This is a genomic window from Larsenimonas suaedae, assembly GCF_023712105.1.
In the GTDB taxonomy this organism is placed as follows: Bacteria; Pseudomonadota; Gammaproteobacteria; order Pseudomonadales; family Halomonadaceae; genus Larsenimonas; species Larsenimonas suaedae.
The window spans coordinates 1,115,978-1,129,845 of the sequence record NZ_JAMLJI010000001.1 but is presented as its reverse complement, the minus strand read 5'-3'; the positions used below and the strand labels follow the sequence as shown (position 1 = coordinate 1,129,845).

Sequence of the window (13,868 nt, the reverse complement as noted above, 5' to 3'; positions counted from 1 at the left end):
CTCGGCAGCAGACGGCTGACGTCATCGTGTCATCAGAAAAGGACAGCAATAGCCATGACAAGCGCCTCCAACTGCGAGCAACACCCAAATCCGTGTCGGGAACAGGACTACCTTCGAGCGGCGATCGATCGGTCACAGGCGGTCGTCGAGTTCACGCCGGAGGGCATCATTGTCGATGCCAATCAGAATTTCCTCGATTGCGTCGGCTATGAGCTTGCTGAGATCAAGGGCAAGCACCATCGAATGTTCTGCGATTCCGATGAGATCGGTCGGCCTGAGTACCGGGCATTTTGGCAAAAGCTCGGACGGGGCGAGTTCGATTCCGGCGAATATCGCCGCATTGGCAAGGGCGGTCGGGAGATCTGGCTGCAGGCGACCTACAACCCGGTGCTCGATGAACAGGGCAACGCGATTCGTGTGGTCAAGTTCGCCTCGGACACCACCGCGCAGAAAAACCACGATGTCGAGTTCGAGGGTAAGGTCGCGGCCATTAGCCGTGCTCAGGCCATGATCGAGTTCGACCTCGACGGCATTGTGCTTGCTGCCAACGATAATTTTCTGAAAACCATGGGCTATCGGGCCAATGAGGTGCTCGGCGAGCATCACCGCATGTTCTGTGAGGAATCGTTCTGGCAAAGTGCCGACTACGGCGATTTCTGGACCCGGCTCGGCCGGGGCGAACACGTACAGGGCGTTTACAAACGGCTTCGTAAAAACGGCGAGGAGGTGTGGCTACACGCCAACTACAGCCCGATCCTGAACGCCAGCGGCCACCCCTACAAGGTGGTCAAGTTTGCCCAGGACATTACCCAGCGCAAGCTTCAAAACGCCGAATTCGAAGGTAAGGTCAATGCCATCAAGCGCTCTCAGGCCGTAATCGAGTTCGACATGGCCGGCTATATTCTGGACGCCAACGACCTCTTTCTAGGGGCCACCGGCTATCGGCTCGATGAGATCCGGGGCCAGCACCACAGTATGTTCTGCGACACGCGCTACGCCGAAAGCAGTGAATACGCCCGCTTCTGGGATGAACTGGGCCGGGGCGTGTTTAAAAGTGGCGAGTTCAGGCGGTGCAAGCGCGATGGGAGCGAGCTGTGGCTTCAGGCAACGTATAACCCGATTTTCGATATGTCCGGCCGGCCGTTCAAGGTCATAAAGTTCGCCACCGACGTGACCGAGCGAAAGCATCAGAACGCGGAGCTTGAGGGGCGTTTAAGCGCCATTGATCGGGCGCAAGCGGTAATCGAATTCGATCTTTCCGGCAATATTCTCACGGCCAATGAAAATTTCCTGCACACCATGGGGTATAGCCTCGAGGAGGTGCGAGGCCAGAACCACCGTATCTTCTGTTCGAACGAGTACGTTCAAAGCGAAAGTTACCGGGATTTCTGGAAAAAACTGGGCAAGGGCGAATTTTTCAGCGGCCGCTTTCAGCGTCTTGGCAAGTTCGGGCGCACTGTCTGGATTCAGGGCACCTATAACCCGATTCTTGACGCCAACGGCAAGCCCTACAAGATCATCAAGTTCGCGACCGACATCTCGAAACAGGTGCGCCTCGAGGAGCGAATTCGTGATCAGGCGCTGTCGATGAATGAAAGTGTGGTTAGCCTGAATACGTCGATCAACGGAATCGCCGAAAACGCAGGTCTTACCCAGAAGCTTGCCTCGACCAATCAGGATGAGGCCCACCAGGGGGCCAAGACGCTCGAGCGCTCGGCCGAGGTCATGGAGGCGATCCGCAAGTCCTCTGAAGACGTTGACGCGATCGTGCAGGTGATCGGTGACATTGCCAACCAGACCAATCTGCTGGCGTTCAACGCGGCAATTGAGGCGGCCCGTGCCGGCGAGCATGGGCTGGGCTTCTCGGTCGTTGCCGATGAGGTGCGAAAACTTGCCGAGAAATCCTCGGAGGCCACCCGCAGCATTGATCGTCTTCTGAGCGAATCCAATCGCCGCGTCGAAGAAGGGCACCGGGTTACTCGCGAGGCGCTTTCCTCGTTCGAGCGCATCGTCAAGGGCATCGAATCCACCAGCCATTCCATCGATGAAATTACCCAGGCCACCCAGGCGCAGCTCGAAAACGCCGCACTGGTCGAGCGCTCGATTCATCAGTTGACCGAAGCCACTGCCGAGGCAAGCGAACGCACTGTGACGGAGCGTCAATAACATGCGCCGTGCAGAGGCGGTACCTGACCGGTTCTGTCTGTTCGAGGTTGGCGGCAGTCGCCTGGCGCTCAGGATCGCGTCCGTGCAGGAGATCGTGCCCTTGCCCGACCAATTGACACGGGCGCCGCGGGCACAGCCATTTGTGCTTGGCATGGTGCGCCTGCGTGAACTTCGACTGCCGGTGATCGATCTGTGTGCGCTGTTGGCGCTGCCGGCAACCACTGGGCCTGCCGTGCTGATCGTGCTCCAGCACCAACGTCAGCTGGTGGCCCTTCGGGTCGATCGAGTGATGGACGTGGTCGATGCGGTGCCGGAGCCACTTGGGCAGGACGATACCGCCGCGGCAGCGCTGACCCCGGCCGCACTGACTGACCCCGACAGCGGCGAACCCGTATATCTACTGGACGTCGATGCGCTGCTGGCGCTCGAGGGCATTCAGGTCACCTCCATCGAGCAGGACACCGTCGATGTGTCCGCCCATGTTGGCGCGAGCACACGGTCACAGGCGCTTTTGGTCGGCTGTCACGATATGCAGCTTGCCCTGCCATCGCACATGGTGCGTGAAATTCAAGCGCGGCCCACAGTGCATCCGCCGGTAATCGACGTTCCGGGCTTTGTGGGAACGGTCGAGCTTCGCGGAACGTCGCTTGCGCTGTTCAGCCCGCTTCGTCTTCTGGGGTATCGGGCGCCTGCTGGCCAGCAGGGGAAGTCGATGGTGGTATTGGCGGTCAATGGCTATCGCTTCGCGATTTTTGTCGACCGGGTGATTCGTATGGTGGAGTTCGAGGAGGCGGCCGTTCTGCCTCTGGCCGATTCCTCACAGGACCAAGATCTATTTACGGGACTGCTGCCTCACGCGTCGCTTGGGGAGTCCCTGCTGGTTTCGGAAACGGGGCTTGCCCAGATAAACGATCTCACTGGCATCGCTGGCATGTATGCCCGTGTCGAACAGCCCTCCGGAATAGGCCATACGCCCTGGCGGCGGTTTCCGTTCATGCATTTCAAGGCGCAGGGGCAGTTCGTGACCCCGCTTTATCAGCTCGAGGAGGTCATTGCCATGCCGGAGACGTATCTGCCGGCGGCTGATGTCGAGCGTGGCTGGGTCGGCAGCATGTCGCTGCGAGGGCAGTCGGTCAATTTGGTGGACCTGCGTCGGCTGCTGGGCATCGTGACCCCTGAACCCGCCTCACACGTGCTGGTGGTTCGCTGCGAGCGTTTCTTGATCGGGTTCATGATCGATACGACGCGGCGCATCGAATACATCGACGCGCCCTCGGACAGCCTCATCATTCAATGGCGGGGTGATAACAAGACCGGCGCGCCGCCGATCGAGCGCTGCAAGCGACTGGTCTCGATCGGGCGTGGAAGTCATCAGAAAGTACTGTCGGTACTGTGCCTTCAGGCACTGGCCAAGCTGATGGCTGATGAGGCTGAAGACGTCAACTGCACTCTAGTGAGTGACGAGCTTTCATAACCGAGTGCGCTCACGATCATGCGTTGACTCAGCCCAATCCTCTTGCGATTCAGGGCGTTTAAGGGACGTGCGCCTTATGCAGCGGCGTTGCCCGAGCGAATGTGGCGGAGCACGAATGCGAGCGCCGTAGCCAGCGAGACGGCCGCCGACAACAGAAATACGCCACTCATGCCGGTCAGCGGTTCAAGCGCCCCGGCAAGCATTGGCCCCACAATGTTTCCGAACGCGAACACGGTCAGAACGGCGGTGAAACCAAGCGTTGCCAGTGCGGGAAACAGATTGGTGCTCCAGAAGGAATAGATCGCACTCAACATCATCACGCACATGCCCTGAAGTGCTGCCGAGACGATAAGCCCCGCCCACGTGGCCGGCGCGACGCCAATAAGCGCCAGCGAGACAGTAGAGGCAAGAAAGATGCCCGCGACCAGAGCGGCAATCCCTAGGCGCTGATTGAGCTCGGCCGTAAATAGCCCAAGGAGCCCGGCCACACCGAAACTCATGTAGAGCACCGGCCCTGACAGCGCCTCCTTGAGCCCCGGTAGGCCGCCAGCCTCACCGACCTCGGTCACCGCGAATGAAAGATAAATGCCATTGGTCATGCCGAACGACAGCGCGATGATGTAGAGCGGCATGCCGCGTTTATGGAGCAGCTGCTTGAGCGAGGTGTCTTCATCGCGTGGGTCATCCACGGGCGGGTCGGGCAGGTGCTTCAGGATGCGAAGGTTGGCAAGGGCAGCCACCAGCGCGGCCAGCGAGAACAAGACCCAGGCCGTGCGCCAGCCCTGATCGGCACTGGCAACCCAGAGCGCAGTCAGGCCCGCCAGCGCGATCCCGCCGGTGGTGCCTGTGCTGATGATTGCAAGCGCTCGGTTCCGGTAGGTTGATGCGACGCCCCGGCGGGCGACGTTGTTAAACGGTGACCAGCAAAAGCCGGCACTTGCCGAGGCGACGACCACGCCTGCGGCTAAAAACAGCGGGCTCTGCGACACGCTGATCATTGCCATGCCAAGGGTAGCCGACGCGGCGCCGGCCACTACCGCGCACTTCGGGCCCCAGCGCGCGACCAGAAGTGAGGCGAGAAGCAGCGCCACAAAAAAACCGGCGAAGCCGGCGCTGGCAATAAAGCTCGCCTGCTGGGTCGAGATCGTGAATTCTTCGCGAAACTGCGGCAGAAACAGACCGAACCCCATGCGCGCCGGGCCAAATGAAATCGCGGTGGCCAGTGCCCCACCGAGGGCAATGGCGTTCGAGCGGTGCATGGCGTACTCCCTGTGTGAAAAGGTCATTCACACAGCGTAGCGGGCGCTTAGCGTTTGCGGTCCAGTAACTGGGTTTTTAGTGATTCCGGAATTTTCTTGATGATGAGCCGATCCTGGGCCTCGTTGAACTCGATGCTGTCGCCGAGCAGGTGCGAGTCGAAACTGATCGAGACGCCGGAGGCGCGCCCGGTAAAGCGCTTGAACTGATTGATGGTCTTCTTGTCGGCGGGCACATCGGGAGACAGGCCGTAATCGCTGTTTCGAATGTAGTCGAAAAAGGCCTCGGGGCGCGTTTCATCGACCAGCCGGGAAACATCGTCAAGAGCCATCGGCTCGCCCGCAGCGGCCTGATCGCTTGCGTAGTTGACCACCGCGTCGGTGGATTCGCGGCTTTGGGTGTCATCGAACGATTCCTGCTCGACAAAATCACTGAACGCCTTGAGCAGCGTGCGCGTCTCATTACCGGCATCGGCGCCTTCCTCACACCCGATCCAGGGCGTCAGAGCCTCGACGAGTTTCTTGCTGGCCTTCAGATACGCCACGTAATTGCGGCTGCCCTCGCGGGCCCATTGGGTCAGATCCACACGTACGGCAAGCGGCAACTGGCTGGTGTTGATCAAGCTTTGCGTCGTGAGGTTGCCCGAGTCATCAAGCGAAAGCCCCTCACGACGAAGCAGTTGCATGATGGCCACGTACTCGGTGTCGCCATGGCGGTAGTGTACGACCCAGAGATAACCGTCGCCTCGAAGCTGTTCGCCGAGTGCGGCGACCAGCGAACGGCCCACCTCAGTGGAAAGCGTCATGAAGTCGATGCGCTCGGCGCGGTAGTGTGAAAGCTGGCCCAAAAGCGTACCGTCGGCCGGCGGCGTATCGGCGTGGCCAAAGCCGCGGCTTTTGCCATTGAAGGCGTGCAGAACCGTATTGAGCAGGGTGTCGAGTCGGCTATCCAGCGGCTGCTCGTCGGAGGCCGGTTCCAGAGTAAGGGTATCGTCGGCATCGACAAGGCGATGCATCGAACTGTTGAGAATCGGCATGGTGGCAGCGTCCGTATGGCGTATGGTCGGGGCGCGATGATAGCAGTCACGTCGAGGCCGGTGTACAGCGGTGTCCGATCATGTCCCCGGGCTTTGAAAGCCAAAAAGCCGCCCGGCCGGGGAGGCCGGGACGGGCGTGTGCTACCGGAGCAGGCTCAACATGGCTTCCGGCGTCTGATTGGCCTGGGCGAGCATGGCGTTACTCGCCTGGCTCACGATCTGTGCCCGGGTCATGTTCGAGGTCTCGACCGCATAGTCCGCGTCCATGATGCGTGAGCGCGCCGCTTCGGTAATCGTTGCCCGGTTCGCGGCCGCATCCATCGCGCCCTCAAGCCGGTTCTGAATCGCGCCGTACTGGCTTCGGTAGCCATCGACGGTAAGCATGGCGGAATCCAGCTCGGCAAGGGCCTCGCGGGCTTTCTCGATCGGGTCGAGGGCGGTGCCGGCGATGCCGAGGGCCTCGCTGTCGGCCGGGGTCGATTCGATGGTCAGCGTGTCGAGCGCCTGACCGTAATCGGCGTTCATGACGATCTCGGTATCGGTGTTGAACGGTGTTTCACCGTTGGCGTACTGGGTTTCCGGGAGCGTGTCCCAGGTGGCATTGGCGGTGAAAGACCCTTCGCCGGACACGAACAGCAGAAGGTTTTCGCTGACGGTATCCACCCTGATCCGTTCGACGGTTTGAGAGGCCTCGGAGCCGTTGAGGCGGCCGTTATTGAATTCGCCATCCGTGGTCGCCGCGGTTCGATCGCCATCGCCGGTGTAGGTGATGGTCATGCCGTTGTAGGTGTTGGTCACCGCGCCGCCGCTGTTGTAGCTGCCGGTGGCGTCGACGAAATTACTGTCGTCGTAGGTGGCGCCACTGTCGAAACCATCGGCCTCGGTCAGCAGTTGGCTGGTGGCGGTCGCGCGATCGGTGACGCCGTTGTGAGACCAGGTATAGTCAGCCGTTGCGCCCTCAAGGGGTGTACCCACCAGGTGCTTGCCGTCGGCGGTGAACACCTGCAGGTCATCATCCTGATTGTAGGAGTTGATGGTCAGCTGGAAATTGGTTGTCCCGGCCGGCACGTAGGCGATGGCCTTGACGCCTGATGAATAGCTTTGGCTGCCGTCGTCGAAGACATCGACCACATGAGGCGTATTGCCAAGCGGCGTGCCGGTCAGCTCCGGCTCGCCGGCAAGCGGGGTCTTGCCGAATATCTCGGTGCCTGCGGCGATGCGGTCGATCTCATCGCGCAGGGTGAAAAACTCCCGGTTGATGGCGGCGCGGTCATCGTCCGACAGCGTGCCGTTGGCCGATTGCACGGCCAGTTCACGGGCGCGCTGCAAAAGCCCGTTGATGCCGTCGAGCCCGCCTTCGGCGGTCTGTGCAAGGCTGATGCCATCGTTGATGCCGCGGCCGATCTGACGGTCGGCGTTGATGTTGGCCGTCATGCGATTCGCCTTGGCCTGACCGGCCGCGTCGTCGGATGCGGCGTTGATGCGTTGCCCGGTGGACAGTCGTTCGATGGCCTTCGACAACTGGTTCTGTGCACGCATCTGATGCTGTTGGGTGGACAGCGAAAGCAGATTCGTTGAGATCGTCGCCATAGTAGTTATTATCACGCTAATGGGTGTCTTCCCCAACTAGCGGCAACTTCAGGCGAAACTTGAGCGAGCTGCGTGGCGGCAGGTGCTGTCCGTATCAAACAAGGGCCACGGCCGAAAACGGCGTGCGTCAATCTTTGGCAAGCGAGGAGCCCGCGCCGTGCACGGGCCCCGAGCGGCTCAGTGTTCCTCGGGCAACTCGGCGTTGTGGTAGACGTTTTGCACGTCTTCGAGGTCATTGAGCATGTCGATGAACTTCTCGAACTGCGCGACGTCATCGCCTGCGATGGCGGTTGTGGTCTGCGGCAAAAACTGGATTTCATCGGTGTCGAAATCGACGCCCTCGAACGTGTCCTGCAGCGCCTGTCGGGTTTTTGCGTAATCGGTATGCGGGGCGAAAACCGTGATATGTCCGTCTTCGGATTCGATGTCGGTGACGTCGACGTCGGCGTCCATCAGTGCCTCGAGCACCGCTTCTTCATCCTCGCCTGCGAACGAGAAGATCGCGCAGTGATCGAACATGTGGCTGACAGTACCCTGAGTACCGATCTTGCTCTTGTTCTTGGTGAACACGCCCCGAACATCGCCGTAACTGCGGTTGGGATTATCGGTCAGACATTCGACGATCACCATGCAATTGCCCGGACCGAAGCCTTCGTAGCGCGCTGGCGAATAGTCTTCGCCGCCGCCGCCCTTGGCCTTGTCGATCGCCTTGTCGATGACATGCGTGGGCACCTGATCCTTCTTGGCGCGATCGATCATGTTGCGAAGCGAGAGGTTGCTGCTTGGGTCGACGCCGCCGGATTTGGCACAAACGTAAATTTCCCGGCCATACTTGCTGTAAACCTTGGTCTTGGCCGCAGCCGTCTTGGCCATGGACTCTTTGCGGTTTTGAAAGGCTCTGCCCATGTCGTGTGTCCATCACGTGAGTGAAAAAAGGGATTCTACTTAAGTTACCCAGGCTTGGCAGCCCTGTGCACGCAAAAGCCTTGGTGAGGCAACGAGGTCGTGCGTTCCGGGCGAGTGGGTCTACCTTTAACCGAAAGGCGTTAGTGCCTGTACTGCCTGTGCCCAAAAGCCTTCGCGGCCTGGGGCCTTAAAACGTTCATCATGGCAAGGGAGTGCCCATGAGTGTCGAGGACCCGATCGATTATCGCGCCCATCCGCAAGAGTACCGCATTGGCCGCGGAGAGCAGGGCGTCTTCAAGGTTCAACCCTACAAGGGGGAGCTGTTGCCGCACTGGCAGTTCAAGACCCCGGATGTTGCCGAGCAGTCCGCGAAGACGATCTACGGAAAGTTTCTGGACTACGGTGAGCGCGATGAGTTCGTCGGTATGGACATGGCCCGCAAGTACCTTCAGATGGGCTATACCCGCTCACAGCGCTACGCCCGCAACAAGGGCGGACGCAAGAACGCGAAAACAAATGAGCTTATAGATGACACGCCTTATCACGATCCCGAAAAAGCCCGTTCTGCCGAAATATTCATGAGTTATCTGAAAAAGGCCAAGGATGACCCGCACTATCAGGCGCTCAAGGAGGCGCACAAGAAGCGCCAGTCAAAGTAAGTCTCAGGACGCGCTTTTCACCCGGATAAGGCCTTCCTGCATGACGGTGGCCACGCGCGAACCGTCGCGGTTATAGATTACGCCCTGGCACAGGCCACGCCCGCCACCAGTCCAGGACGTTGTCATATCGAACAGGAGCCAGTCGGTCGGGTCGGCGTGCTCGTGGAACCAGAGGGCGTGGTCAAGGCTTGCGATCTGAAGGTCGCGGTCGCGAAAATCGCGGTCGTGGGGCTTCAGGCTGGTGGCGAGCAGGTAGAAATCCGAGCAGTAGGCCAGAAGCACCTGAGAGAGTACCGGCGTCAGCCGGGTGTGCCCGTTGAGTCGAAACCAGTGCTGATGGCGCGTGGGCTCGGTCGTGGGAACGTTTAGAAACTCGATGGGGTGCTGGCCCGGATAGCGGGTCACTTCTGCGCCTGCATCGATCAGATCCTCCGGCATGGTCAGTGCCTCGTGATCATTCTGATGGCTAAGGCCGGATTCTGTGCGCTGAAACGATGCGCTACAGATAAAGAGTGTGGTATCGCTCTGGGTGGCGACGACGCGGCGTGTCGAAAAGCTGCCGCCATCGCGCAGGGATTCGACGGCGTAATCGACCGGCAGGTGCGGATCACCGGCTGAGATAAAGTAGCTGTGAAGCGAGTGGGCGATCCGGTCGTCGTTGACGCTGTCCTGGGCGGCGTAGAGGGCTTGCCCCAGTACCTGACCGCCAAACAGTTGAGGCAGCCCCAGATCCTGGCTTTGGCCTTGAAAGCGGTCGGAAGAAAGCGGCGCCGGGCTCATGAGCCGGGTCAGGGTGTCGAGCGGGTCTGACATGATCAACTCCGAAAACATCGATGTAAGAACAGGAACGGTCATGATGACGCCCCACCGGGTCGAGTACACTGGGGGCTCATGAATTAGCGAAAGTGTAGCGTAGATGGCTCGTGATGAATTCTTTATGCACCGTGCGCTGGATCAGGCGCGTCTGGCTCTGGCCGAAGGAGAAGTGCCGATCGGGGCGGTGATCGTCAACGCCGAAGGCGTGATCATCGGGGCGGGGTACAACGCGCCGCGCCGTGATCACGACCCGACCGCCCATGCCGAAATCCAGGCGCTGAGAGCGGCATCGGCCGAATGCGGTAACTACCGGCTTCAGGGATGCACGGTCTATGTCACGCTCGAGCCGTGCATGATGTGCCTGGGGGCGATGATCCATGCCCGCATTGAGCGCGTGGTCTATGGCGCCCGCGAACCGCGTACCGGCATGCTGGCCTCGGTGGCGAATCTCGCCGATCAACCCTGGTTCAACCATCGGGTCAACCATCAGGGCGGGGTGTTGGCCACGCCCTGCAAGCGACTTCTGACCGAGTTCTTCAAGACGCGTCGCGGAGAGTGAACCGGGTCAGGCCTCGGCAATAACCAACCGATCTCGTCCCTGTTGCTTGGCAAGGTAAAGCGCTTCATCGGCACGAATGATCAACTGCTCGATGTCTTCCTGAAATCCCAGGGCCACGCCGAGACTGACCGTCACCGGGCGTTGTGTCAGCGGATGAATCAGCCCTGTGGCGTCCACGGCCGCGCGAACGGTCTTTTCGAGTGCGCCTGGGCAGAGCTCGTGCTGGGCGAACAGCGCGATGAACTCTTCCCCGCCGTAGCGGGCAAGCGAGCCCTGGTAGCGTGACACCGAGCTTGAAAGCGCCGAGGCGATTCCTTTCAGGAAACGGTCGCCCTGATGGTGGCCGAGGCGGTCGTTGATGGCCTTGAAGTGATCGATGTCGATCATGACGACCGCGATGGCGCGTGACGGGTGATTTTGAACCTGATGGATGAAGTGACGCCGGTTGGCAAGGCCGGTCAGTTCGTCGTGATGGGCCAACCACTCCACCTGATACTGAAGGGTTTTTCTCTGCTCGATTTCCTGCTCGAGCCGGGCCTTGGCCTTTTGCGCCTTGTGACGCTGATCGTTGATCTGCCGGTTGAGGCGCACAAGCGCGAAGGTCATCAGTGCGAAGACCAGACCGGTGACCAGTACGATATCGGCCAGGTTGCCATGCTCGTCTGCAAGCCATCTCTGGGTCGGTGCGGTGCAAAGCGTCAGTCCGGCGTCGCCGATGGCAAGCATGTTGCAGTAGCGAAGATCGCTGACCTTTTCGCTCGGGGCTCGGCTATAGAGCGTGTCGCCCTTGAGGATGACGCTCAGTGCGACCCGGTGTTCGGCAAGATAACCGTTCAATGAATCCAGCAGCGCCGGGATGCTTAGAATGCTGACGGTGGCACCGATCACATGGCCGTTTTGGGAATGGCTTGAAAAGTAATACATGAGGCTTGGCACCTGACCATCCAGCAGCACGATCTGGGTATCGCTTGAGGCGGTGGGTGAAAAGTCCGGCTCATGGGCATCAAGGGGCGGGGCCACCGCGCTGAGCGGTTTACCGATGACGTCATCGCGTGCCGCTCCGCGGCTCTGGTAGCGCTCGATCACGCCGGAAGGCGAAACGAAGGCCAGCGCCTTTTCAAACGTGAACGTATCGAAGTAGATCGATACGATCGCCTGCCATTGAGCCTGCGTCGGCGCCTGATCCAGCATGTTCCAGATGCGGTTGAGGTGCTCCATCGACTGATCGTGGCTTTCCAGCGCCTGATCGAGCTGCTCGAGGACATCGTTACTGATGGTTCGAGAGTCACTGTTCAAGCGGTACTGCATTTGAACGTTCTGATAATGCCAGTACACAAGCGAGGTGCTCATGACAAACGCCCCAAGAATCAGCGCAGTAAACGTCGGGCGGTAGGGGTGATAGCGCCGTCTCAGAAGGCGTGGGTCGATTTTCGACAGCGCGATCAAAAGAAGGCCGGCCAGCAGCGGCAGCGGCAATGGCCGAACCTCGTGCAGCGTGTCGTTTGCCTGCAGATAGAACTGAAGCGTGAGCAGCGTGATCGCCATGACGATGATCATCGGCGCGCAGAGCCGCGCAAAACGTCCGCCGTTCCGGTAAAACGCCAACAAAATGATCGCCAGCAGCCCGATCAGGGCCGGTTGGTCGTAATACGTCAGGTGGCCTAGGCTTACGCGGTCGAAAAGGGTGTGCCACTGCTCTTGATTGACCCAGCTGGTTGGCATCACGTAGCAGGCAAGTATCGGAACGATCAACGCCAGATAACCGACGTTGAGCGCGCGCGAAAGCCGGGGGCGTGCGCGGAACAAGGGCCGTCCAAGTGCTGGATACAGCAGACCGCCGAAACAGAGCAGCCCATTGGACAGAGTCGGTTCCAGTCCGAATGCGCCGACAATGAGCAACGCAGCAACAAGCTGCGAGAACTCAGTCCATCGGCGGGACAGTATTGAAATCAGGGAGCTTGTCATCGTCCTTGATGCGATTGGGTGGTGAAAACCGTCGCTGATTACGGGTCACGTAATCGAGCATGGCGTAATAGCGCTGGATATTTCGAACGTAATACACCGCGATATGTCCAGGTGCGTAGCCGTGGGATACCTGTTGGTACCAATGGCGTTTCTGAAGAAGCGGCAGTGCGGCCTTGATGTTCTCCCAGGTGTCCGGGTTCTTTCCTTGAAGCCGAACCAGTTTTCGTGCGTCGAGGATGTGGCCAAGCCCGATGTTGTAGGAGGCAAGTGCCGCCCAGGTACGGTCAGGCTCTTCAAGGCCATCCGGCAGCCGCGCCTTGATGCTTTTCAGGTAGCGCGCGCCGCCGTCGATACTTTGAGCGGCGTCTCGCCGGTTTGCAATACCCATTCGGCGAGCCGTTGGTCGGGTCAGCATCATAAGCCCGCGAACGCCGGTCGGCGAGACGGCGTTCGGATTCCAGTGCGATTCCTGATACCCAAGCGCCGCCAAAAGCTTCCAGTCGAGCCCGGTGTCGTCACTGGCCTCTTTGAACAGGGCCTCGTAGCGGGGCAGGGTGGTCTTGATCTGGTGATTGAACCGGCGGGCACCGACGTATTCGAGGTAATTGTCCTCGCCGAAGTATTGATGAATCAACGCAAGAAGGCGGCCTGAGCTTCGCTGTTGGTCGATGAATCGGTTGGCCGCCTCGACCAGGCCGAGGCTTCCCTTCGCCGGAAAGGCCCACACCAGCGATTGAGGCGGACCAAGCGGGAAGCCGTTTTCGACCTGAGGGTAAAACAGTCTGTTTAGCCGGAACTGATGGTCGAAGATCACGGCGGCGTCCAGTCGGCCGTCGTTGATCAGTTGCATGAGGTCGGTGACCTCAAGCGTCGAGGTTTCTTTCCAGCTCAGTGTCGGCAGCTGGTCTTGAGCCTTTCGAAGCGCCTTGTCTGGCCCTGAGTTCGCCAGGACGACCACGTCGAGATCAGCCAGATCCTCAAGCGTTGTCGGGCGTCGGTCGCCGCGGTGATAGATCACCAGCGGCTGTGCGTTCATCAGGGGCTTGCTGTAATGGACGCCGGGCGTGCCCGGCGCGAGCGGCAGGCCCGCCGCCCCCAGATCCGCGTCGTGGTGACGTACGGCGCTCAGCACGCCCGCGATATTGTGTTCGCGGTCGACCGCCAGGCGAACGCCAAGCCGGTCACCGAAGCGGCGAAAAAGTTCGTATTCAAAGCCGGTCGAGCCCTGGCGCCCCTCATAGAACGAGGTTGGCGTGTTGCGACTGTAGACCTGCAGAAACTCGCGTTTCTTGATCGGCTCGAGACTGGCGTCGCGCTTCACGAACGCGTGTTCCGGGATCGCCATGAGCCCCGCCATGGCCAGAAACGGCATCAGGCCCGGCGAGCCTTTCAAAAGCCAGCGTTGAAGGGCGCCGATCATGATGGGGTACCGAAGGCATT

Annotated in this window: 11 protein-coding genes; 4 read left to right on the top strand and 7 right to left on the bottom strand. The window is 60.1% G+C overall.

Annotated elements, in window-relative coordinates; translation table 11 throughout:
* Positions 1–54: 54 nt before the first annotated feature.
* The gene (locus NAT49_RS05305) at positions 55–2,166 is read left to right on the top strand and encodes a methyl-accepting chemotaxis protein (protein WP_251591390.1); all 2,112 of its coding nucleotides are present in this window, start codon (positions 55–57) and stop codon (positions 2,164–2,166) included.
* 1 nt (position 2,167) lies between these two features.
* The gene (locus NAT49_RS05300; protein ID WP_251591389.1) at positions 2,168–3,640 is read left to right on the top strand and encodes a chemotaxis protein CheW; all 1,473 of its coding nucleotides are present in this window, start codon (positions 2,168–2,170) and stop codon (positions 3,638–3,640) included.
* Positions 3,641–3,714: 74 nt separating this feature from the next.
* Here NAT49_RS05300 and NAT49_RS05295 read toward each other — a convergent pair whose 3' ends face one another.
* The 4 genes from NAT49_RS05295 to NAT49_RS05280 form a co-directional block, all read right to left on the bottom strand.
* The gene (locus NAT49_RS05295; RefSeq protein WP_251591387.1) at positions 3,715–4,899 is read right to left on the bottom strand and encodes an MFS transporter; all 1,185 of its coding nucleotides are present in this window, start codon (positions 4,897–4,899) and stop codon (positions 3,715–3,717) included.
* A 47-nt stretch (positions 4,900–4,946) separates the two neighbouring features.
* Positions 4,947–5,933 (bottom strand): nucleoid-associated protein, encoded by a 987-nt coding sequence (locus NAT49_RS05290; RefSeq protein WP_251591378.1) that lies wholly within the window; start codon positions 5,931–5,933, stop codon positions 4,947–4,949.
* Between the two features lie 141 nt (positions 5,934–6,074).
* Positions 6,075–7,523: a flagellin N-terminal helical domain-containing protein gene (locus NAT49_RS05285; RefSeq protein ID WP_251591369.1), complete on the bottom strand. Its 1,449-nt coding sequence runs from the start codon at positions 7,521–7,523 to the stop codon at positions 6,075–6,077.
* A gap of 177 nt (positions 7,524–7,700) precedes the next feature.
* Positions 7,701–8,429, bottom strand: a complete 729-nt coding sequence (locus tag NAT49_RS05280; RefSeq protein WP_251591367.1) for a YebC/PmpR family DNA-binding transcriptional regulator — start codon at positions 8,427–8,429, stop codon at positions 7,701–7,703.
* A 218-nt stretch (positions 8,430–8,647) separates the two neighbouring features.
* Here NAT49_RS05280 and NAT49_RS05275 point away from each other — a divergent pair, with 218 nt between their 5' ends.
* The gene (locus NAT49_RS05275; protein ID WP_251591365.1) at positions 8,648–9,088 is read left to right on the top strand and encodes a DUF4385 domain-containing protein; all 441 of its coding nucleotides are present in this window, start codon (positions 8,648–8,650) and stop codon (positions 9,086–9,088) included.
* A gap of 3 nt (positions 9,089–9,091) precedes the next feature.
* Here the strand turns inward: NAT49_RS05275 and NAT49_RS05270 are convergent, their stop codons facing one another.
* Positions 9,092–9,901, bottom strand: a complete 810-nt coding sequence (locus NAT49_RS05270; RefSeq protein WP_251591364.1) for an acyl-CoA thioesterase — start codon at positions 9,899–9,901, stop codon at positions 9,092–9,094.
* A 103-nt stretch (positions 9,902–10,004) separates the two neighbouring features.
* Between NAT49_RS05270 and tadA the strand changes: the two genes are divergently transcribed.
* Positions 10,005–10,463, top strand: coding sequence for a tRNA adenosine(34) deaminase TadA (tadA, locus tag NAT49_RS05265; protein ID WP_251591362.1), 459 nt, complete (start codon positions 10,005–10,007; stop codon positions 10,461–10,463).
* 6 nt (positions 10,464–10,469) lie between these two features.
* On the opposite strand, the gene NAT49_RS05260 is transcribed toward tadA, so the two are convergent.
* Positions 10,470–12,428, bottom strand: coding sequence for a GGDEF domain-containing protein (locus tag NAT49_RS05260; protein WP_251591360.1), 1,959 nt, complete (start codon positions 12,426–12,428; stop codon positions 10,470–10,472).
* Positions 12,385–13,848 (bottom strand): membrane-bound lytic murein transglycosylase MltF, encoded by a 1,464-nt coding sequence (gene mltF, locus NAT49_RS05255; RefSeq protein WP_251591358.1) that lies wholly within the window; start codon positions 13,846–13,848, stop codon positions 12,385–12,387. The genes NAT49_RS05260 and mltF overlap by 44 nt, the downstream gene beginning before the upstream one ends.
* Positions 13,849–13,868 lie beyond the last annotated feature (20 nt).